The organism is Brevibacterium paucivorans (assembly GCF_016907735.1).
Taxonomy (GTDB): Bacteria; Actinomycetota; Actinomycetes; order Actinomycetales; family Brevibacteriaceae; genus Brevibacterium; species Brevibacterium paucivorans.
Genome location: NZ_JAFBCP010000001.1, coordinates 1501665 through 1524491, shown reverse-complemented (window position 1 = coordinate 1524491; position 22827 = coordinate 1501665). Strand labels below are relative to the sequence as shown.

Here is a 22827-nt window from a genome sequence, read left to right as displayed (position 1 = left end):
GTTAAGCAGTGATGTCACAGAACTTGGATTACATAGCGGACACCAGCGCGGGAGCTATTCGCGACCTCGGCGTTGCCCGGGCCCTTCTTGACGACATCCGAAACGGAACCCGCGGACCTACCCTGAGGATCTACCAACCCCAACCCACGGTGGCGTTTGGTGCCCGGGACCGGTTCGCAGACGGTTTCCCACAGGCAACCCAGGCGGCCCGCGCTCACGGTTTTACCCCTGCACTGCGGACCCTTGGGGGACGCGCGGCGGCGTACCACCTCGGGAGTTTAGTGCTTGACCATTTGGAACCGGCCAGCACGCTGTACGGCAAGACCCAGGAGCGGTTCACACAGTTTGGTGATCTCTACGCCTCAGCGTTGCGCACGCTGGGTGTGGATGCGCGCATTGGCGAGATTCCGGGTGAGTACTGCCCGGGCGAGTTTTCGGTCAACGCGGCCGGGCGCATCAAGATCATTGGTACAGCGCAACGGGTGACCAACAAGGGGTGGCTGTTTTCGTCCTCGGTGATTGTGACGGACCCGCAGCCCATCCGCGCGTGTCTGACCGATGTCGAAGCCGCCCTGGGCGTGGACTGGGACCCGCAGACCGGTGGTGCGTTGAGTGAGCTCCACCCGGGCATCACGGTTGAGGACGTCAAAGACGCGTTCCTGGCCGCCTACGCCACGGAGTGGGATATTCGCGAAACTGCGCTCACCAGCGATGTCACCCAGGCCTCCCGCGCATATGACGAGAGGCACCGGGTGGAGTGATTAGCTCTTCTTGGTGGTTGCTGTTTTCTTGGCAGTGGTCTTAGTCGCTGTGGTCTTGCGGGTAGTGGACTTCTTGGCCGCGGTGGTCTTCTTCGCTGTGCTCTTCTTTGCAGTCGTCTTCTTCGCGGTGGTGCGCTTCTTGGCGGGCCCCTTGGCGCGTTTTTCGGCTAGGAGCTGGAATGCGCGTTCTGCGGTGATGGTCTCTACCGAGTCGTCTTTACGCAGGGTCGCGTTGGTGGTGCCGTCGGTGACGTAGGGGCCAAAGCGACCGTCTTTGACAACGACGGGCTTCTTGGTTTCGGGGTCTTCGCCGAATTCCTTGAGCGGAGTCGCCGCTTTGCGCCCGCCGCGCGTCTTGGGTTGCGCGTAGATCGCCAGTGCTTCTTCGACTGTGATGCTGAAAATCTGCTCTTCGGATTCCAACGATCGCGAGTCGGTTCCCTTCTTCAGGTACGGCCCGTAGCGTCCGTTTTGCGCGGTGATGTCCACGCCTTCTTGGTCCTGGCCAACAACCCGGGGCAGGCTCAGAAGTTTCAGTGCTTCTTCGAGCCCCACGGTCTGCAGGTCCATGGACTTAAACAGCGAGGCGGTGCGTGGCTTTGGCTTCTTGGTGCCGCGTTTGGCGGGGGTGTCTGATTCTGGTAGCACCTCGGTGACGTAGGGGCCAAAGCGCCCGTTCTTAGCAACGATCGTGTGCCCGGTTTCCGGGTCCACGCCAAGTTCGCGGTCGCCGTCGCCCTGGGTTTCGATGAGTTCGCGGGCTTTTTCGGCCGTGAGTTCGTCCGGAGCCAGGTCGTCTGGCACGGAAACGCGCTTGGGTTTTTCTGGGTCGTCGCTGGGGACTTCCAGGTATGGTCCGTACCGTCCCACGCGCAGGGTCACGTCGTCAGCGATCTGTACTGTGTTGACTTCGCGGGCGTCAATGTCACCGAGGTCGTCCACGGTTGGTTTGAGTCCCGGGTGGTCGCCAGCGGGCTGGTCACCGCCAGGGCCGTCAGTGACCGTAGCGCCGGCGGCACCGGTTCCAAAGTAGAAGTCGGAGAGCCACTGCGTGCGGTCGAGTTCACCTGCGGCGATGTGGTCAAGTTCCGTTTCCAGGTCGGCGGTGAACTGGTAGTCCACCAGCCCGCCGAAGTGTTCTTCAAGCAGCCTGACCACGGAGAACGCGAGCCAGCTGGGCACCAGAGCGTTTCCGCGCGGGCGCACGTATCCGCGGTCTTGGATCGTGGAGATGATGGCGGCGTAGGTGGACGGGCGCCCGATCCCCAGTTCTTCGAGCCGTTTGACCAGGCTGGCTTCCGTGTACCGAGGTGGTGGCGCGGTTGTGTGCCCCGCGGCTTCTGCGGAGTGGACGGCGAGTTCTTGGCCTTCCGTGACTTGTGGGAGGCGTGAACCGGCGTCACCGGAGTCGTAGCGGGTTGCGTCGCGGCCTTCTTCGTAGGCTGCGAGGAATCCGCGGAAGGTGATGACCGTTCCCGAGGCGGTCATGCCCGCCGTTGCCCCGTCCCCGAGGTGAGTGCTGAGGTCGGCGGTGATTTTCATGGTGGCGGTGGAGCCTTTTGCGTCGGCCATCTGGGAGGCGACCGTGCGCTTCCAGATCAGGTCGTAGAGCTTGAACTCGTCGCTGGACAGTTTGCCCTGCACCTGGGCGGGCGTGCGGAACGAGTCACCTGCGGGACGGATCGCTTCGTGCGCTTCCTGCGCGCCCTTCTGTTTCTTGGCGTACATCCGTGGGGAGCCGGGGACGTATTCGGGCCCGTAGAGTTCGGTGACTTGCTTGCGGGCCGCGGCGACGGCCTCGGCGGACAGGGCCGAGGAGTCCGTACGCATATATGTGATGTACCCGTTTTCATACAGCGACTGGGCAACGCGCATGGCCTGGCGGGAACTCATGCGGAGTTTACGGCCGGCTTCCTGTTGCAGGGTTGAGGTGGTGAACGGGGCGGCGGGCCGGCGTGAGTACGGTTTGGTTTCGAGCCCGGAAACACTCAGAGGCGCGCCGGCGTTGAGCACGGTGGCGAGTTTGGTGGCGTCGTCCTTGCCCAGCACGACCACCTGTGAGCTGGCCTTTTTCAGCTGACCGGCGTCGTCGAAGTCGCGCCCAGCGGCGACCTTTTGGCCCAGGTAGGTGGTGAGTTTGGCGGCGAATTCTTCACCGTCGGCGGCGTCGGGCAGGGATAGTGCCAGGTCGAGGTCCCAGTAGTCGGCGGGGATGAACTTCATGCGTTCACGTTCACGCTCAACGACCAGGCGGGTGGCAACGGACTGGACGCGACCGGCGGACAGCCCGGCGCGGACCTTGCGCCACAGAACCGGCGATACTTCGTAGCCGTATAGACGGTCGAGGATGCGGCGGGTTTCTTGGGCGTCGACGAGGTTGATGTCGAGTTCGCGCGTGTTTTCTAGTGCGCGGTTGATGGCTTCCGGTGTGATTTCGTGGAAGACCATGCGCTTGACGGGGATCTTTGGTTTGAGCACTTCGATGAGGTGCCATGCGATGGCTTCACCTTCGCGGTCCTCATCGGTTGCGAGGTAGAGTTCGTCGGCGTCCTTGAGGAGTTTCTTGAGTTCGGTGACCTTTTTCTTCTTGCCGGGGTCCACCCGGTAGTAGGGGTCGAAGCCGTTGTCCACGTCGACGGCGAACTTGCCGTAGGGGCCTTTTTTCATGTCGGCCGGGAGTTCTGAAGGTTGGGGCAGGTCACGGATGTGGCCTACGGACGCTTCCACATCGTAGCCGTCGCCCAGGTATCCAACGATTGTGCGGGCCTTTGTGGGTGACTCCACAATAACGAGGCGACGTGGCTGAGTGGTTGGCACGAGAGTCCTTTCTCACGCAAGTGTGTACGCGTCCACTTGAATGTAGCACTAGTGATGTGCGCGGTTTTATGAGTTGGGGTACAAGATACCACTGACAACCGCTTCACGAACCTGCGCTACGAGTTGCGACGCGAGCATATCAGGCTCCACGTCAAGCAACTGGGCGAGGGCGTGGGCCACTGCCCGGAGGGTGAGGCTGCCGTCTGCGACTCCGATGCAACCGGCGAACGCGGTGTCCACGGTCATTTCGCGGGCGAACCCGGTTCCGACTTCGATGGTGATGGTGGTGGGGGATTCGTCGCCGGGGGTGAAGTGGCGGTGTTCGACAACGCCTTCGTTGCGGATGAACGCGGTGTCGAGCAGTTCGTTGTCGTCTGCCTGGTTGAGCCACTGGATGAGGTCGAAGCGCACGTCGAGGAACTGTGCGATTCCTCCGGGGTTGGCGCCCAGCGGGCCGGGGCGGAATTCGAAGTGGCGGATGGGGGCACCTGTTGCACCTTCGGCTTCCGCAGCCCGGGCCCGCACCTGGATCCACCCGAACGCGATCCGGGTGACACCTCGGGAGGCGAAGTCGTCAAGCCACGCGTCCGTGTCCGCGTTCCAGCGGGAGCTGCCGGGCACCACTCCCCCGTCGCGAATCCACGTTTCAGCGTAGTGGGCGGGGGTGAGTTGTTCGCGTTCGATGACGCTGATGTCGACGGTGTTGGGGACCCAGTGGGTGGGGGCTTCGGTGGGGTCTGTGGGGTTTGCGGGGTCTTCGTTGGTGGCGTGCGTGATTTCCCAGTTGCCCAGCAGGCATGCCACGCCCGAGGTGGTGAGATGGTCCGGCAGCTGGGCTAGCAGCGTGCGCATCAGTTGGTCGCCGGTGTGGCCGCCGTCGCGGTATTCCAGTGTGGTGGTATGGCCTTGTGGAGTGATGACGAAGGGTGGGTTGGAGACGATGAGGTCGAATTGTTCTGGGGTGGGTTCGAAGAGGGAGCCTTGGCGGGTTTCGATGTTGTGGGCGCCGTTGAGCGTGGCGTTGGCGCGGGTGAAGGCGAGCGCGCGGGGCGAGATATCGGTGGCGATGACGTGGTCGCAGTGGCGGGCTAGCGCGATGGCTTGAATGCCGCACCCGGCACCCAGGTCAAGCGCGGTGCGCGCGGGGGTGCGTGGGGTGATGTTGAGGAGGGTGCGCCCGGCACCGCCCACGCCTAACACGAAGTCACCGGCGACGGGTTCGTCGCGGGTGAGGGTTCCGTGGTCGGAGAAGAGCCAGATGTGGTCTGATGCGCTGTCAGGGGTGGGTTCGTTTGCTTGGTCGCTTAGCCCCGGTGGCACTTCGATGGCGCGGAGGGCGAAGGGGGCGTGTACTGTGCCGTCGCGTTCGAGAAGAGCGCCGGTTGCGGCTGCCGAGTCGAAAAGGTGGGCGCCAAGGGAGGTGCGGACGACCTCGGCGTCCATGGTGGTCGCGCACACGAAAAGGTTCGCCAGCACCGAAAGCGGGTCCGTACGACCGGTCAGGAACCAGCGGGCGGGGGCGGCGTTGTTGCGGGTGAGGGCGTCGTCGATGTCTGCGCCCCACAGTTCGCGCAGGCCGGTGGGGGTGAACCGGTGGTGGTTCAGGGCGTGGCGCAGGGTGTTGCCGGTGGTCTGATCAATCGTGAGCACGGGCACTACTCTACGGGGCGGTTTGGGGTGCGGGCTACGGAGCTGTGTTTGGCGTGACAGCTAAGGTTGGGGTGTGCTGATTGATCTGGTGACTGCGTTTGGCGAGCGGGCTGACCGCGTGACGCATGCGCGCAGTTTTCCTGCCCGGGAGGCGCAGTTTGCGGATTGGCCGGAGTGGGTGAGTCCCGAGGTCGTTCACGCGTGGCAGGTCACAGGCATCGAGCGTCCGTGGCGGCACCAAGTGGAGGCAGCGCAGCGGGTGTGGGAGAACGATGATGTTGTCATCGCTACGGGCACGGCCAGTGGGAAGAGTCTGGGGTTTTGGTTGCCGGTGACGCAGGCGGCGTTTGAGTGTCGGGGTGCATTGCCTACCAAGGTGGCGACGACTCTATATATTTCCCCTACGAAGGCGTTGGGGCACGATCAGTTGTCGAAGCTCGTGGCGCTGCCGTTGCAGGGGGTGCGGGCGGGCAGTTTCGATGGCGACACCTCGGAGGCGGACCGGCAGTGGGCCCGGCAGCACGGCAACATCATTTTCACCAACCCCGATATGTTGCACCGCAGCATTTTGCCTGGTCATGAGCGGTTTCGCCGGTGGTTTAAGAATTTGCGGTTTGTGGTTGTTGACGAGGCGCACAGGTACCGAGGCGTGTTCGGGTCGCATGTGGCGTTGGTGTTGCGCCGGTTGTTGCGGGTGGCGGCGTTGTACGGGGCGCGGCCTGTAGTTGTGGGGGCGTCTGCGACGATGGCTGACCCGGCGGGAGCGTTTGGCCGGTTTACGGGCCGGGAGGCGTATGCGGTGACGGAGGATACGTCGCCTAAGGCTGCTGGCACGTTTCTTTTGTGGGAGCCGCCGTTGGTGGCTGGTGAGGAGGCGCAGCGCCGGTCGACGATCAGTGAGGCCACGAGCATGCTGGTGGATACGACGTGCGCAGGGGTTCGGTCGATTGCGTTCATTGCGTCGCGCGCGGGAGCCGAGGCGTTAGCGGACTCGGTACGTAACCAGGTGGGGCAGATAGCGCCGGAGTTGACCACCTCGGTCGCGGCGTACCGGGGCGGGTACTTGCCGGAGGAGCGCCGGGCCTTGGAGATGGGCTTGCGCGGGGGCAAGTTGCGGACGGTGGCCTCGACGAGCGCGCTGGAGTTAGGGATCGACATCAGCGGTTTGGACGTGGTGGTGATCGCAGGCTGGCCGGGCACGTTGGCGTCGTTGTGGCAGCAGGCCGGGCGTGCGGGCCGGGCCGGGCACGAGTGGTTGGCGGTGTTGATCGCCCGGGACGACCCGTTGGACACGTTTGTGGTGCATAACCCGGAGCATGTGTTTGACGCCCCGGTTGAGGCCGGCGTGATTCACCCGGAGAACCCGTATGTAATGGCGGGGCATTTGTTGGCGGCGGCTGCTGAGGAGCCGTTGACGGAGGATGACTGCCGGTTGTGGTTTGGCGAGCGGGCCGTTGAGGTGGCGCGCGAGATGGCCGAGGCGAAGTATTTGCGTGCGCGCCCCACGGGGTGGTTTTGGGCAAAGGCGGAGTCGGCGGCGGCGTTGACGGATATTCGCGGGTCTGGTGGCGAGCAGGTGCGGCTGGTGGATCAGGCGACGGGCATGTTGTTGGGCACGGTGGATGATGCGGCTGCGCCCCGGCAGAGTTTCCCGGGTGCGGTGTATGTGCATCAGGGTGAGACGTTTTCGGTGTTGGAGTTGGATTTGGCCGAGCGGGTGGCGTTGGTGGCGCCCGCGACGGTGGATTACACGACACAGGCGAGGTCGGTGACGGAGATTCGTGTGGTGGGCACCGAGGGGTCGCGCGGGTTGCCCAGTGGGTGCCGGGTGTTTCGTGGGGCTGTTGAGGTGACGACCCAGGTGACGGGGTACATCATGCGGCAGAACGGCACGGGCGTGGTGTTGGGTGAGCGGCCGTTGGATTTGCCGGCGCAGACGTTGCGCACGCATGCGGTGTGGTGGACGGCGCCGGATTCGGTGGTGGAGGACGCCGAGGTGGTTGCCGGTGACGTGCCCGGCGCCGTGCACGCGGCTGAGCATGCGTCGATTGGGCTGTTGCCGTTGTTTGCGGGGTGTGACCGGTGGGACATTGGCGGGGTTTCTACCGCCCGGCACGCCGACACCGGGCAGGCGACAGTGTTTGTGTATGACGGCCAGTCCGGCGGTGCTGGGTTTGCCGAGCGTGGCTTTGAGGTTTTTGAGCAATGGCAACGGGCCACGCTGGATGCGATTGACGCCTGCGAGTGCGTTGCTGGCTGTCCATCCTGTGTGCAGAGCCCCAAGTGTGGCAACGGCAACGAGCCTCTTGATAAGGACGCGTCGCTACGGTTGCTGCGGGAGGTGCTGGGGTAAGTTTTGAGGCCAGACGAGCCTTCGCAACATCAGCCGGTTCCCTAGCCTGGCCTTAGCTTCCCCTAGCCCAGTTCTTCGAGTTGCCAGCTGGCCTTTTCTCAGAACGACGGGAGGTCACCAACCCGGCTTCTACTAAGGTCAGAACGTCTGAACGGTGGCGCGTCACCAACCAGTTCTACCGACCTCGGATTCCCCTACCAAGGTCCTTCAAATCCCCCCCTAGCTGGTGACGCCCTACTGAGGCAAACACTTTCCTAAGGAAAACTGTCTTCTCAGAACGGTGGCGCATCGCCGACCAGCTCTCCCGGCACCGGCGCATACTCCCAGACGGACCTCTCGTCACACCTAGCTTTGCCTTCCCGGGGTGTCCTCGATTGGCCAGCAGGCTTCCGTTCTGCACCCTCAGCAGATCTTCCTACCCCAGGGTTTACCCCGTCGTCTGCCGACTCATCTACCTCTTCTGTCTCGACTGGCTTGGTGATTTCTTTCTGCGTCACGAACTGCTTCGAAGCCGCAACCCCCGCCTTTGCATGTTCAGCGTCCAGAAAGCCACCCACCGAGCGACTCACATCCAACTTCCCCGCGTCGAAGAACTGGACCAACTGCTCGAACTGCTCCTGATTAATTCTGGACTCCGGCGGATACACCAGCGTCGTGCCGATGTGCGGGAACTCAACCGCCAGTCCTCCGTCGTCACGTGTGGTGATGCTGATGCGCCTGTTGGTTTTCTCCTGGTGGTGCTTCTTACACAACGGGTGCAGGTTCTCGAGCACAGTTTGCCCGCCACGTTTAGGATCCGCATGGTTGAACGGCTCTATGTGGTCTTTTTCGCACACCCGAGCCGGCACCGGACACCATAGCACCGAGCACATCACTGACCGAGCTTCAATCACGCGTTTGAGTGGCGCTGTCACGCGGTACTTTGTGGGGGTCGATTGAAGCACGACACCAGTGTCTGGATCGGTAAACATCCGATACACCCACGTTGCCCGGGAGATCAGTTCATCAGCGGTCTGGTCATCAATCGGAGTGCGATTATTCACCATCGCGGGCACGTTCAGGCGTTCCCGTACCAAAACTGGGCGAGCCATATTCCCGTCACTCTCGCGCGTCACAGTCTCGTGCGAACCATCCTCTTCTGGCGGTCTCGCACCTTGCACACTTTCATTAGGCGCATTGCCACCTTGCGCACTATCAGTTTGCGCACCTTCATTTGGCCCACTGCCCGCGAGCGCACTGTCATTAGGCGGATCTCCAACCGGAGTGGCTCCGCTTAAACCGTTTCTATCCGGAGGATCTTCAGCTTGTGGTTTACCGTCTGTGTTCATTCCGGCTGATTGCTGCACGCCCGGCGCTTCACCACCCGGATCCGTTCCTCCCGGTGGCCGATCTCCCGAAGCCCGACCGTCACCACCAGGCATCTTCACGCCATTAGCTTCCAGATCCAGCTCAATGAGTCCCGGCATTTGATCTTTGAGGAAGTGGACCACGGGGACTGTGACGTTGATGTTGGCCTGAGCTTTTAACCATTCCTCGTTGATTGGCATGGAGATGCACAGTTCCATTTCATACACGCGCTGCGCATTGTTGGCTTCCCATTTGTCATTAAACACGGGAACGCTACTTAGCCCCTTGGCTCCTTCACCTGCAACGTCAACGCTTTCCTCATGCTCCACGCTGGCCGGTTTCCGTTGCCCCGTGGGTACAACTTTTGCGCGTACTTCAGTACTGGGAATAGCGCCGACAGCCATGTCGAATAAGAGTTGGTCCATCAACCGGTCGTCGTCGATTTCCACGTCACCCAGGTCACCGACTCGGAGTTTAACCTTTTCACCAGATTCGCCGGGGACAAGGATTTCGCGGTCTTTGTCCGAAAGCGTGGCGATGAACGGGTCGATATCGTTTTTCTTAACCGCCCGCGCGCAACCACTTAAACGCGCGAAGTACGCGTGCATAACCAGGGTTGGGCCGGTCATCGTCACCGTGGACGTACCGTCGCCGTTGTCCCAGTACCGCACGCACCGGTTTCGCACCGCGTCTTCGTTTCGGCTCTTTGGGGTGGTCAGCATCGCAATGATCTCATTGACGTGTTTTCTAAACGTTTTGAAGGTCACGTCCAGTCGCCGTGACGTGAGCAGCTCATCAAACTGTGGAACACAGATCCCCAAGTGCGACAACCTTCGGGCGACATATGACACCCGGTCGTATCCGACGACACCGGCTTTCGCCAACGCCCACAGCTTGGGCATGAACAGCGCCCCTGTCACCACCCGGCGAGCCTCAGTGACCACCTGCGGTCCAGTGCAGTCCATGAACTGCGAAAGCACTCCCACCGTTGGGGAAGGCAACGAGTCAAGCAACCGTTCCACGTCTTTTACTGAAACCACACCACCACTCGGCCTAGTTACGCACACGACAGTGTCATCAATCGACACCCTGGGTGCCTGTTCGCGCACTTGGCCAAACGCATCTACCCGAGTTTCACCAGCGAAACTGGGCACCTTCCCGACGACAGTAGGAGCCGCGCCCGCCTCGGCATCGAAAACTGTACGTAGCTCCAATGAGTCATCCGGCATTGGGTCGAGGTGAGCAACGATGACAGAAACCAAGGCCTCGGCGCGCTTAATGGTCGCGTCATTGACCTCGCGCTCAACTTGCCCGAAAGCCTCAAATACCGCATCGCTGGGTTCGCAATAGAGGGCCGTGTCTTCTTCTAAGCCTGGATGAAACATCGCTTCTCACCTCCTTCGTGGTTCAATCTTACCACTATTAGAACACATATTCAATATCTAGATCACCATTTGTTTACTACTATTCGATATATGTTCGACTTACGCGCAATAGGAGCTAAATCGGTCGAACCCTAGAAGACCGGCGCCGAGGTGATATAAAGTTCCGCGCGCAATCGACGTCGATCCCCTAAGTGACCCCTAGCTTCGAAGTGCGCAAACACCCGCGCTCGGCAGCCCCTTAGACAACCAACGTCGTCTCTCGCGCGACCGAAGCAACACCCCGCCCTCAGTTACCCTGTGGGTTTCCCGCAACCGCGGTCACCTTGATGGCCTTGAGCGGTTTGGGCATCTCAGCTTTCACTTCCACCTTCACAGTGCCCAGGTCAGTACGCGCGACACAGTCGACCATCTCGAGGTCTTCACGTTTCACCATCTCCTTGGCCACCTGGCACGGCTCGCCGGGCACTTTGCCGCGCACCGCATCAGCCGCACCCAACGCCGCCAGGTCCGCGGTCCCCTCGGCATGCGCTTTGATCAACGCACTTCGCGCAGCGAACCCCACCGCGCCCATCAGCACCAACGCAAACGCCGTCAGCGCTACGGCCATCACGGTCGCGGTCCCCCGCTCATGTGTGCCACGCCCCCGCTCACGCAAACCGCTCTCTCGCCTCACAGAACGCGCTCTCCACATTCCCGCCACAGAACGCAAACCACCCGCCTCGGCTCTAATGCCCATCGAGCGAACCATGGCTTTCACCTTCCGTCCGGGCCTCGGCTGACGCTTCAACTTCCTTCATCACCGGATGCAACGCTTTGGGTAACGTAGTTTTCACATGCACCTTCGCGTATCCTCCACCCTGCGACACGGTCACTGTCGAACCCGGCCCAGCCTTACGCTTAGCCGCCTTCTCAATGTCTTGCGAGGGCTCACCTCGGGCCGCTTCCCTGGCGCCCGCCCGAGCCGCCTCGTACACCCGCACCTGCGCAATCCCAATGACGCCCGCACCCACCACGAGGATCAGCACCAACACCAACGCAGGAAGCACCACAGCGAACTCAGCAGTCACCGTGCCACGTTCACTGCTCCGCACCTTTGCCCTGCGTTGGCCAGAGCCTGTCCTACGCTCACCCGACACACCCCTGCGATCACCAAGCACACCGCTCGATGCCACAGCCTCGTGCCCGCCGAACCCAGCACAGCACCCAATATGCTTAACCCATTCCTGCACCGATCCTCGCAGTGGGACGAGCCATCGCATTACTGCCCCATTCCCAATGCGGTTTGCATGAGGTTGAGCAGAATGTTGTTGATCGGTTCACTCTTCAGCAACACCACCAGCAACGCCGCGAAGCCACACGCAGCTAACGTCGTAATCGCGTATTCAGCTGTGGTCGCCCCGGTTTCGTCACGCAGGTCAACTCGCATGATTTCTTTCGACTCCATCGTCTTTCCTTTCTCTTTGTGTGCGATGGACTTTGAGCGTCTCGCACCGCACTCCCCCTCAGAAAGAGCCCCATTCGCAACTGTGGAAAACGCCATTTCTTCCACATGCCGCGGGCCACTCCAACGCGTGCAGTATCCACAGGTCATGCACCCCACAACCGCCCAACGCTCACCGCACAAAAATCGCCGACATATCGCCCACCAGCGTGATCACCACCGGCACCACACCCGTGAGAATCACCGACGGCAAAACGCACACTCCCAACGGAATGACCAGGTGAACGCCCAATTTCGCAGCCGCCATCTGTCGGCGCCTACGCTCTGCCCGCCGCATATCGGACGCCAATCCGGACAGCAGCGGCGCCAACGCCACCCCCGTCGACCTCGAAAATTCCACCAACGACACCACCGTGCGGTGCTCGGCCACAGAATCCTGCGTTCCCACGTACGCGTTATCCACAGACCCAAGTGCCAAAGAACGACCTAACCGCCCCAACCCCGACCGGTCCTGCGTAGCCCTCGCCGCCAACTCAAACGCCCGCGGAATCGGCAACCCCGCCCGCAGACAAATCGCCACCAAGTCCAAATCAAACGCCAACTGCTCCACCTGGCTCTCACCCAGCGTGAGCTGCCCAAACGCCCACTTCCAGATCCGCACCAGCACACTGCCCCGGCGCACCCGCCTCGGCTGCGACAGCTGGCTCAACCTCCCAGACGACCTGGGCCACAACAGCCACACCACGCACCCGGCGCACGCCCCCGCAACAAGAACAGCCACTGGCCCCAGCGCTCCCGCACCCACCGGCGCAACACTCAACACAGCCACAACGCCCACCTCTACCTCGCTCCTGCCAACATGGACCGCATCCAGATCCGCCCCACAATCAACAGCACCAAACCACCACAAATGCTCAGCGCACCCGGCACTGACGTCACCAACTCCACCAAATCGGCACCCACCAGCACCGCCAACCCCAAGGACATGATCGGTAGCCAACTCAACACCATCACCGACGAAATCGGCCCCGCCAACGCCACATCGCGCTCCCGCATCGCATCCGCCCGATCCCTACACGTCGACGCATACGACGCCAGCATTTCGGCCGCCGGCGCACCCGCCTGCTCCGACACGAACCACACCGACGCCATCCCCGTCAGAATCCGCGCATCCTCATCACCCAGCTCACCGGCGTACATGCGCAACGCCTGATCCGGTTTCTCACCCAGCTCCATGGCCCTCGCCACCTTGCGCAACACCCGCTCCGCGACCTCGTTGTCCGGCAAGTCCGCCACCAGCGTCATCGCCCGCGCCGGCTCAATCCCCACCTTCAACAACTGCACCGCCCGGTCAATCACCGCGATCATGGGCGAATCCTCGCTCTCACCACCCGCGCCCGCACCGTCTCCCCTTCCGCGCACCCGCATCACGAACGCGCGCAGGCGGTCCCCGAAACGACCTCGGCCGGCCCCGCTCTCACCGAAGCCCCCGCTCAGAGTCCCAGCTCCCCTGCCAGCCCCACCGAGGCCCCGGCCAGCCTCACCAACGCCCCCACCAAAGATCCGGCGCACCCGCACCCCCGCACCCGGCCCCATAAACAGCCACACCGCGGCCGCCACACACAGCCCCGCACCAAACGCCACCAACGCAAACACACCAATCACCCAGCCCTAGTCCTAGCCCCAGCCCTAGTCCAAATCCCTACTCCCGCAACCGCGCAGCCAAATCCGCCCAGCCGGCACCTCGGCCACTGCCCAGCTCCCACGCCGGCACCGTCGACAGCACGCCCCGCTCCAACACCGGAACCGCCACCTGCGACACCACCCGGCCCCTAGGCCCCCGCGTCACGTGCACAATCACGTCTAACGCCGTGCTCACCTGCGACGTCACCGACTCCGGCGCCATCCCCGCCAACGCCCCCAGCGCCTCCAACCGCGCCGGCACCGCACTGGCAGCATTCGCGTGAATCGTGGCGCACCCACCCTCATGCCCCGTGTTCAGCGCGGTGAGCATGTCGCGCACCTCGGCCCCTCGGCACTCCCCCACCACCAGCCGATCCGGCCGCATCCGCAACGCGTTCTTCACCAAGTCAGCCATGGACACCTCACCCATGCCCTCCACGTTCGCTTGTCGCGCCGCCAACTGCACCACATGCGGATGCGCCACACTCAACTCCCGCGAATCCTCCACAACCAACAACCGTTGCCCCGGATCCACCTCGGCCAACAACGCCCCCAACAACGCCGTCTTCCCCGAACCCGTCCCACCAGAAATCAAGAAGTTCTTCCGCCGCTCCAACACGTGCAACAGCAGGTCGGCCACGTCCGGCACCACCGTCCCCGACCCCACTAACTCACTCAACGTGAACCCCCGATGCCGCGGAATCCTAAACGACAACACCGTCACATCCCCCGACAACGGCGGGATCACCGCGTTCAACCGCACCCCGTCGGGCAACCGCACGTCCACCAGCGGCTGCGAGTCGTCCAACCGCCGCCCGCCCAACGCCGCCAACCGCACCGCCAGCGCCCGCACATCCGCCTCGGTGCCCAACGACACCGGCACCCGGCACAACCCCTCACCGTGGTCCGCCCACACATCCCGCGGCCCGTTCACAAACACGTCCGTCGTCGACGCGTCGTCCAACAACGGCTGCAACGGCCCCGCCCCCGCCAACTGCGCGGAGATCTTCGCCACCAGTTCCAGCACCGCCGCTGACCCCAAGACCCTCCCGGATCGCGCAAGCGCGCTCGCCACCGCCGAGGTGGTCACCGGCCCTGGATTTTCCAGCAAGTAGTCGCGGACCTCGGCTACGAGGTCGTCATCAAGCCACTCCTTCATGACCACTCACCGCTCCTCGGCGTACACGTCGTCAAACAGGTAACTGGCGAATCTCGCCAGGTGCGTGCGCCCGCGAGGCAGCCCCTCACCTCGGTCGAGCTTCTCCCCCAGCGCCGCATCGTCCCGGAACGTGCCCGCCAAGTCCACGCCCACCGCTTTAGCCAGCAGATCCGCGTCCACCCCACCGCGTCCGCTTTCCCGCACCGCCACCCGGATCGACGAGTGGACCTGCGTGAGCCGACCCGCCACCGCCGCCGTTGCCACCGCGGCCCGCACCCGCCCCGGCGTCACCACCGTCATGCTGTGGCATGTGGCCGCCCACTCGATCGGCGCGTGCCTGGGCAGGTCGATCACCACAAAGTCGAACGCCTGCTGCGACGCCGCAATCACCGCGTCGAACACACCCTCCGTGATCTTCGACGCGTCCGCTTCAAGCGTCCGATCCCACGACAACACCGACAGATTCCCCTGCCTGGGCAACGCATCCTGCAACGTCGACGGTCGCAAACGCCCACGTGAACTCGCCAACGCGGGCCACCGCAGCCCCTCAATGTTTTCGCACCCCAGCACCACGTCGAGCCCGCCACCTAACGCATCGGCGTCGACCAGCACCGTAGACACCCCGGACTCCGCGCTCTGCCTGGCCACCGCGCACGCCAACACCGACGCGCCCGCACCTCCCGTTCCCCCAATCACCCCGTGGGTGAGCGCCGGCTTCCGAGGTGGTTCGACCGCCTGGATCATGCGTTGCGACAACCACTCGGCACCGGCGGGCAGCACCACCACGTTGTCCACCCCCAGCCGAGCCGCCGCCCGCCACACGTCATCCCCAGCGCCTTCGGCTCCCACCAGCACACTCGGGATTCCGGGGGTCGCGGGCGCGTGGGTGACGTCCTCGCCCACCAGAATGAGGACGGCATTTTGCCACCCACCGCTGTCGGGGCTACGGACTTCCAGCGTCACTCCCACCCCGTCGGCCAGCGCGGAACAATGTTCAATCAGACTTCGCACGTGCGTGAATAAAACTACTTGCATAGCTTCACTGTGTGACGCCGTGCCTTCGCTTTCTAGAGCCGGTCACACATCTGTGGAAAACCGAGGTGGCACCCACCGATTGTGTACATCAGTCGTAAGTCTGTGCCAAGGAGTCGCGCACGCCCTGGCAATTCGCGGGCCGGCCCCACCCGCGAGCGCACAAAAAAGCACCCGCACTGGGAGTTATCCACAGTGCGGGTGCTTCTAGTGCGTGTTTACGGAAGGATCACATCGGACACATTGTGCAAAATTCCTTCTTGCTGCGCACTGTTGTGCACAACGTATGACGTGCCACGGTCCTCCTGTGCCAAGAACCACTCGCCAGGTGTCACCATGAACACGGTCTCGCCCGTGGTTTCGTCCACGGCCGGGCGCGGTTCCGGCACCGCAAACCAGAATGGCTCGGAAGCCGGCGCCTGCGCCTGCGCCTCATTGCCCTGCTGTGGTTGCACGGCGTGTGCCAGCTGCGTCTCCTGGTCTCCCGACCCGTCCACCGGCTCAAAGCCCTGCTCCGAGTACTCATACGGGCGGAAGTACTGCGTTGGCTCGTTGTCATCGGCCACGCGAGACGCCGCGTCGCCGCGCGCATCGGGCTCGCGTGGTGCGTCATCTTGAGCGTTCGCTCCCGCGCCCGAGGTGTTCGCCACCTCATGCTCACGACCCGCCTCGGTTGGCGCTCCTGGCTTGGCCCATGGGTTCTGCGGTTGCGCATCCCCGGTCGCGCCCGTGGCACCTGCAGCGCCCGTCGAACCAGTAGCGTCCGAGGCTCCCGCCGCACCCGCAACACCGGCCACTCCTGCGGCCACACCTGCTCCGGCGACTCCCGCGGCAGCTCCGGCCGAACGCGATCCTGCGCCCTCTGCACCGTCTGCCACAGAAGCGTCCTTGGGTTTTGCGGCGGCCTCAGACTGGTCAGCCTTCTGTGGCTCGTCTGCCTCCTGCGATGCGTCGGTGTTCCGTGACGCGTCGGTCTTGTGCGACTCGCCTACCGCACTGCCCGAGGTCGCAGCACTCTGCGCCCACGGCCCACCTGGCTGGTCACTCGTCTGGTTTTCCTTACCACCGGTCATGAATGCCTGTGTGGGCTGGTTCTGCGCGTAGCGAGGTTCCTTGGCGCTGTGACGGCCCAGGTACGCCTGCTCGTCATCAGAGGTGTAGAACGTGTCTTCGTCCTTCTGACCCTGGCCACTCTGACCCTTGTCGCCCTGGTCTTGCTGGCCGTGATCCCCTGGCTGGTTCGGCTGTCCGCCGTTCTGTGCCCACGGCTGGCTGGTCTGCTCGCCAGGCTGTCCGCCGTTCTGTGCCCACGGCTGGCTGGTCTGTTCGCCAGGCTGGCTCTGCTGTGCCCACGGCTGTCCCGGGGTTTCGCCCTGAGCTGCCTGGCCATCGTGCTGAGCCTGACCAGGCTGAGCTCCAGCGCTCTGGCTGTCGTTCTGTGGCGCAAACGCACCGTGCCCTGCACCGTATCCCGCGCCACCACCGGCAGTCACCTGCTGACCGCTGGGCTGTGCCCACGGCTGGCTAGGACCGGAAGCGGGCTGTGATGCCGACTCATCAGCACCAGCACCCGACTGCGAAGCCGGCTGCGAACCCTGACCGGGCGCGAACTCTGAACCTGGCTGCGAACCCTGCTCAGGTGCGAACTGTGAACCCGGCTGCGAACCAAAGCCACCGGCTGGCTGCGATCCGGCTTGCGCCTGACCCACACCATGCGCCTGACCCGCACCGTGCGCCTGGCCTGCGCCCTGCTCCTGGCCCGTAATCCCCGGCTGAGCCACGTGAGAAACCTGAGCGTTCGGTCCACCTTGCGCGCCCACAACCGGCCCCTGTGCCGCACCACTCTTGCTGTACGGGCGAGCCTTGGGGTGCGCATCTGTAGCCGCACGGTACGCGAACTCTTTACCAAACACCGGAATAACGGTCAGCGTTCCAGCTACAAAAGCGATGATCGCGGCCAAGAAGCCAAACACGGACCCCACGTGGAAACTAACCGCCATCGTCGCGAGCCACACGAAGTTCATCGCGAACGCTACCGAGGCCAGCACCGAAATCAGCTGGTCTACGCTCAGCGATCCGATCAACCGAATGCTTCCCGTCAGCTTATTCACCAATGTGAGCACTGCGGCTGCCAGAATCGGCAGGACTCCCAGCACCACGTACCCGATCGTCGAGGCCGACCACCGCTGCACGAACCATTCGGCGTTCCCCGAAATTCCCTGCACACGAACGGCGAACCCCGGGGTGGCCAGCGCTACCAGCGCAAACAAACCAGCCACCAAAAGCAAAATGTCACGCAGGGTCAACGGCCCAATGAGGCCCGCTCCCGGCGCCTTAGGTTTCTTGGGTCCCTTAGCCTTCTTGCCCACAGTTTCCGGCATAGGCACACCTGGGTTGGGACCACCGAAGCCACCTGCCTGCTGCGGCGCACTTCCATAACCTGCCTGCTGCGGCGCACTTCCATAACCTGCCTGCTGTGGCGCGGACCCATACCCGGGCTGCTGCGGCGCGCTACCGTATCCAGGTTGCTGAGGTGCTGAGCCATAACCGGCTTCCTGAGGCGCAGACCCTTGAGCCTGCCATGCACCACCGTGCTCTCCACCGTGTTGCTGACCGGATCCCGAGGCGCCCCACGGGCTTCCGGCGTAGCCACTTTCCTGACCAGGCGCCGATTGACCGGCCTGCCCACCTGGGTACTGCCCACCCGGCTGACCGTACTGGCCGCCTGAGTATGCAGCGTCGGGTGTACTACCTGGATTCTGTACCCCGCCAGGCTGCGCACCGGACTGCGGCTGGCCAGGGTGTGCTCCTGGCTGCGCTCCACCAGGTTGCCCACCTGGTTGCGGTACGCCAGGCTGCTGTCCGTGGCCGGGTGCGCCCCACGGGGATGACGGGTTTGGATGACTCATACAGGGATACTCCTTAATCGGACGTTCAGTCTCATACTGTCAGAATTTGCGCGATCGCACTAAGAAAAGTTTCAAAAGTTTCGTTATATGGTGACCATGGACGCCCTCATTTGTCCGCATGTAGGGTGACTACACAGGCCCCATTCACCTCAACGACGAAGGAGAAACCAGTGGCACCGAACAACGACGTTACGCAGAACAGCTCCAGCCTGATGGACGAAACCCGAACCTTCCCCCCTTCGCAACAGACCACCTCGGTCGCGAACGTCACCCAAGACGAATACCAACGCGCACAAGCAGACCGACTCAAGTTCTGGGAGGATAACGCACGCGAACTCGTGTCGTGGGACACGCCGTTCACCCAGGTCCTCGACTGGTCCAACCCGCCTTTTGCCAAGTGGTTCGCCGACGGCACCCTCAACGTCGCATACAACTGTCTTGACCGTCACGTGGAAGCCGGCAACGGCGACCGTGTCGCCATCCACTTCGAAGGCGAGCCCGGTGACTCCCGCTCCTACACCTACGCTCAGCTCACGGAAGAAGTCTGCAAGACCGCCAACGCGCTCGCCTCCCTGGGCGTCAAGAAGGGTGACCGGGTTGCGGTTTACCTTCCCATGATTCCCGAGGCGGTCATCACCATGCTTGCGTGCGCCCGCCTGGGTGCGGCGCACTCTGTGGTGTTTGGCGGGTTCTCGGCTGACGCTCTGCACTCCCGTATTGAAGACGCCCAGGCCGAGGTCGTCGTCACCGCTGATGGCGGGTTCCGTCGCGGGAAGCCTTCGAACCTCAAAGGCACGGTCGACGCCGCCCTGGACAAGTCAGAAACTTCCGTCAAGCACGTCCTGGTCGTCAAGCGCACAGGCGAAGACACCAACATGGTCAAAGGCCGCGACCAGTGGTTCCACGACGTTGTGGGCGACCAGCCCACCACCCACACCCCCGAATTCTTCGAAGCCGAAAATCCGCTCTTTGTCCTTTACACCTCGGGCACAACAGGCAAGCCCAAGGGAATCCTGCACACGTCCGGCGGGTACCTCACGCAAGCCACGTACACCATGCGCGCCGTGTTCGACATCAAACCAGAGACCGACGTGTTCTGGTGTACGGCCGACATCGGCTGGATCACCGGCCACACCTACGTCACCTACGGCCCCCTTGCCGCGGGTGCCACCCAGGTGATCTACGAAGGCACCCCGGACGCTCCTCACCAGGGTCGCTGGTGGGAAATCGTCGAAAAGTACAAGGCCACGATCCTGTACGCCGCCCCCACCGCAATCCGCACGTTCATGAAGTGGGGCGAAGAGATCCCACAGAAGTACGACCTGTCCAGCCTGCGCTTGCTGGGCTCCGTGGGCGAACCCATCAACCCCGAAGCGTGGATGTGGTACCGCCGCGTCATTGGCCGTGACGAACTGCCCATCATGGACACGTGGTGGCAGACCGAAACCGGTGCGCACATGATCGCGCCTCTTCCTGGCGTCACCGCCCTGAAGCCCGGCTCAGCGCAAACCCCACTTCCCGGGATCACCGTGGAAGTCGTGGATGACAACGGCCAGAAGATCGGCCCCAACCAGGTGGGTCTGCTGGTCATCAAAGAACCGTGGCCTTCCATGGCGCGCACCGTCTACGGCGACCCTGAACGCTTCAAGGAAACCTATTGGTCACGTTTCGACGGCATGTACTTCGCCGGCGACGGAGCCCGCTACGACGAAGATGGCGACATCTGGTTCCTGGGTCGCGTCGACGACGTGATGAACGTATCCGGGCACCGCCTGTCCACCACGGAAATCGAATCCGCACTGGTCAGCCACCCATCGGTTGCCGAAGCCGCAGTCGTGGGTGCCACGGACGAAACCACCGGCCAGGCAGTTATCGGGTTCGTCATTCTGCGCGGCGACGCACAAGACTCCGAATCGATCGAGCAGGAACTCCGCGCCCACGTGGGCCAAGAAATCGGCCCCATCGCCAAACCCAAGCGCGTGTACATCGTGGACGAACTCCCCAAGACACGCTCAGGGAAGATCGTGCGCCGACTCCTGAAGAACCTCGCCGAAAACCGCGAAGCCGGCGACGCCTCCACCCTGGCCGACGCCTCGGTCATGGACGCGATCGCAGCGTCGGTCAACCGCGACAAAAAGTAAACCAAGCATTCACCTTGGTTTCAGCACAAAATCAGGCGCGGTTTCACCTCGGGAGTAAATAGCGCATATCCTTGAAAAAGAAATTCGTAAGAAGCCTTCTGCAGGAGGACACTCCATGACCGAACGGTCCCTGTCTCAGCTCATCCAAGACATTAAGGATGACAGTCAAGCCCTGGCGCAAGAGGAAATCGCTCTAGCGAAGACCGAAGCGCAGGCCGGTGCCAAGAACCTGGGAATCGGTGGCGGGCTCGCCGTTGCGGCCCTGTTCCTTCTGTTCCTGTCGAGCTTCATGGCAATTTTCGCCCTCTCCGCTGTTTTCCACGAGGTCGCGCACCTGCCTTGGTGGGCGAGCTTCCTGATCGTGTTCGGGATCCTTGTTGTCATTGCAGGAATCCTGGTGGGTGTGGCAATTCCGCTCTTCAAGAAGGGCAACCCCACGCCTACCGCTGCGATCGACCGCGGAAACTCTGTCAAGGACGCTATTCTGCGCGCCCTGAAGAACCCCACCGGCCCTCGTTACTGATACCAAACGGCGCAAAGCGAGCGTCACGGCGCGTTATATCGCGCCGTGACGCTCGCTTTGCGCCGTTTTACACGTCAATGTGCATGTACGTGCGGTCCCATTCGGTGGCCCACCCCAGCTCGGTGAGCGCAAAATCCAACAACCCGGCCGTAAAACCCCAGATTTGCAACACGCCCACATCAAACACCGGCGACGTATACGCCCGATTCGCCGGATAAAACACTCCACGGTTAGCAGGCGCCACCAGATCCGCAACCGACACCCTATACACCCGCGTCGACTCCGCAGTATCAACCACCCTGACCGGCCCCGGCTGCGTCCACACACCCACCACGGGCGTGACGCTGTGCCGGCTCACGGGCACCGCAATCGGGTCGATCTGCGTCAGCACATCCACCGACCCGGGCTCCACCCCCACCTCTTCACGTGCCTCTCGCAACGCGGCAGCAACAGGCGACACGTCCTCGGGATCCTTCTTCCCACCGGGAAACGCCGGCTGCCCCGCGTGCTGACGCAAGGTCGCCGCGCGTTGCAAAAGCAGCACGTCCACATCCCCCACGCCGAGGTCGTCCAACCTGGCTACCTCCCGCTTACCTGCCAGCGTTCTGGGTTTCTGTCCACGGGCGAACAGCATGAGGACCGCCGCGTCGCGCAACTCGAACCCGCCTCGGGCCAGGCGAGCGCCCAGCCAGTGCGGTTCGGTAATGGTGGTGGGCAGCGCGCTCAGCAGCGAGCGCAAGTGCGCGTCGTCAGTCAAAGTCCCACCCGCCTTCCGGATACGTCAGGCCGTATGCGAACAGTGATGCGGCCGTTTGCTCGTCGAGCTCACCCTCACCGTAGCTGGGGCACAGGTTCGCGATTGGGCACGCGCCACACGCGGGCCTGCGCGCGTGGCAGATTCGGCGTCCCATGAAGATCAGCCGATGCGACACCAGGGTGAGGTCCCGCGGGTCATAGAGATCTTGTAGGTCCGCCTCGACTTTGAGCGGATCTGTGTTAGTTGTGAACCCCATGCGCCGGGCCAGGCGCCCCACGTGTGTGTCCACGGTGAGCCCCGGGGTGTCGAACGCATTGCCCAACACCACGTTCGCTGTCTTCACGCCCACACCTGGAAGCTTGACCAGTTCCTTTTGCGTGCGTGGCACCTCGCCGCCGTGGCGCTCAACCAACTGAATGGCCAGCGCGATGACGTTGGCTGCTTTGGATCGGAAGAAGCCCGTGGGCCGGATGATCGCCTCAACGTCTTCGCGCGTAGCCACGGCCAGCTCATGCGCACCGGGATAACGTGCGAACAGTTCCGGCGTCACTTGGTTAACCCTCACGTCCGTGGTCTGCGCCGACAGCACCGTGGCAATGAGCAGCTCAAATGGGTTAGTGAAGTCGAGCTCCGCGCGTGCATTCGGGAACACCCTCGCCAGGATCCTGTCGATCTTGCGCGCTCGGCGTACCTTTGCCAAACGTGTTTCCTGGGCGAACTGGCGTCGCTTGCGGGCTGGGATGAGTGACTTCATTCCTCCAGCTTATGCAATACGACACCGGAAGCAGAGAAAGAAACAGACAAGGGATCAGAGGCAAGGACGTGAGCCTGAGTTGTACGCCTCAAGCGAACGTCGTTTAAAAGAAAAC

17 protein-coding genes are annotated in these 22827 nt (G+C 63.0%); 4 read left to right on the top strand and 13 right to left on the bottom strand.

Annotated features, from left to right (window positions below; genetic code table 11):
* Positions 1-11 precede the first annotated feature (11 nt).
* Positions 12-761, top strand: coding sequence for a lipoate--protein ligase family protein (locus tag JOE56_RS07040; RefSeq protein WP_204516099.1), 750 nt, complete (start codon positions 12-14; stop codon positions 759-761).
* On the opposite strand, the gene topA is transcribed toward JOE56_RS07040, so the two are convergent.
* Positions 762-3578 (bottom strand): type I DNA topoisomerase, encoded by a 2817-nt coding sequence (gene topA, locus JOE56_RS07035; RefSeq protein ID WP_204515426.1) that lies wholly within the window; start codon positions 3576-3578, stop codon positions 762-764.
* Between the two features lie 66 nt (positions 3579-3644).
* On the bottom strand, positions 3645-5228 hold the full coding sequence (locus JOE56_RS07030; RefSeq protein WP_204515425.1) for a DUF7059 domain-containing protein: 1584 nt from the start codon (positions 5226-5228) through the stop codon (positions 3645-3647).
* A gap of 73 nt (positions 5229-5301) precedes the next feature.
* On the opposite strand from JOE56_RS07030, the gene JOE56_RS07025 reads away from it, so the two are divergent.
* A complete protein-coding gene (locus JOE56_RS07025) occupies positions 5302-7581 on the top strand; it encodes a DEAD/DEAH box helicase (protein WP_204515424.1) in 2280 nt (759 codons plus the stop codon).
* A 272-nt stretch (positions 7582-7853) separates the two neighbouring features.
* Here the strand turns inward: JOE56_RS07025 and JOE56_RS11295 are convergent, their stop codons facing one another.
* The 9 genes from JOE56_RS11295 to JOE56_RS06980 all read right to left on the bottom strand — a co-directional run bounded on the left by JOE56_RS11295 (position 7854) and on the right by JOE56_RS06980 (position 18537).
* Positions 7854-10313, bottom strand: coding sequence for an HNH endonuclease signature motif containing protein (locus JOE56_RS11295; protein ID WP_239530395.1), 2460 nt, complete (start codon positions 10311-10313; stop codon positions 7854-7856).
* Between the two features lie 286 nt (positions 10314-10599).
* Entirely contained in the window at positions 10600-10986 is a 387-nt protein-coding gene (locus JOE56_RS07015; RefSeq protein ID WP_338028645.1) for an Rv3654c family TadE-like protein, read from the bottom strand.
* Between the two features lie 52 nt (positions 10987-11038).
* Positions 11039-11380: a TadE family type IV pilus minor pilin gene (locus JOE56_RS11630; protein ID WP_204515423.1), complete on the bottom strand. Its 342-nt coding sequence runs from the start codon at positions 11378-11380 to the stop codon at positions 11039-11041.
* 191 nt (positions 11381-11571) lie between these two features.
* Complete coding sequence (locus JOE56_RS07005) at positions 11572-11757, bottom strand: DUF4244 domain-containing protein (RefSeq protein WP_102238411.1); 186 nt, start codon at positions 11755-11757, stop codon at positions 11572-11574.
* A 169-nt stretch (positions 11758-11926) separates the two neighbouring features.
* Positions 11927-12583, bottom strand: coding sequence for a type II secretion system F family protein (locus JOE56_RS07000; protein ID WP_338028644.1), 657 nt, complete (start codon positions 12581-12583; stop codon positions 11927-11929).
* Positions 12584-12594: 11 nt separating this feature from the next.
* On the bottom strand, positions 12595-13419 hold the full coding sequence (locus tag JOE56_RS11625; RefSeq protein ID WP_204515422.1) for a type II secretion system F family protein: 825 nt from the start codon (positions 13417-13419) through the stop codon (positions 12595-12597).
* Between the two features lie 37 nt (positions 13420-13456).
* Positions 13457-14596 (bottom strand): TadA family conjugal transfer-associated ATPase, encoded by a 1140-nt coding sequence (locus JOE56_RS06990; RefSeq protein WP_204515421.1) that lies wholly within the window; start codon positions 14594-14596, stop codon positions 13457-13459.
* A 6-nt stretch (positions 14597-14602) separates the two neighbouring features.
* Positions 14603-15631 carry a septum site-determining protein Ssd gene (gene ssd / locus JOE56_RS06985; RefSeq protein ID WP_204515420.1) on the bottom strand — a complete coding sequence of 343 codons (1029 nt, stop codon included), beginning with the start codon at positions 15629-15631 and terminating at the stop codon, positions 14603-14605.
* A 215-nt stretch (positions 15632-15846) separates the two neighbouring features.
* A complete protein-coding gene (locus JOE56_RS06980) occupies positions 15847-18537 on the bottom strand; it encodes a hypothetical protein (RefSeq protein WP_204515419.1) in 2691 nt (896 codons plus the stop codon).
* Between the two features lie 212 nt (positions 18538-18749).
* On the opposite strand from JOE56_RS06980, the gene acs reads away from it, so the two are divergent.
* Both acs and JOE56_RS06970 read left to right on the top strand, forming a co-directional pair.
* Positions 18750-20678 (top strand): acetate--CoA ligase, encoded by a 1929-nt coding sequence (gene acs / locus JOE56_RS06975; protein ID WP_204516095.1) that lies wholly within the window; start codon positions 18750-18752, stop codon positions 20676-20678.
* 115 nt (positions 20679-20793) lie between these two features.
* Positions 20794-21201: a phage holin family protein gene (locus tag JOE56_RS06970; protein WP_102238407.1), complete on the top strand. Its 408-nt coding sequence runs from the start codon at positions 20794-20796 to the stop codon at positions 21199-21201.
* A 67-nt stretch (positions 21202-21268) separates the two neighbouring features.
* Here the strand turns inward: JOE56_RS06970 and JOE56_RS06965 are convergent, their stop codons facing one another.
* Positions 21269-21958, bottom strand: a complete 690-nt coding sequence (locus JOE56_RS06965) for an NUDIX hydrolase (RefSeq protein WP_204515418.1) — start codon at positions 21956-21958, stop codon at positions 21269-21271.
* The gene (gene nth, locus JOE56_RS06960) at positions 21951-22712 is read right to left on the bottom strand and encodes an endonuclease III (protein WP_204515417.1); all 762 of its coding nucleotides are present in this window, start codon (positions 22710-22712) and stop codon (positions 21951-21953) included. Before nth ends, JOE56_RS06965 begins: the two co-directional genes overlap by 8 nt.
* Positions 22713-22827: the final 115 nt, after the last annotated feature.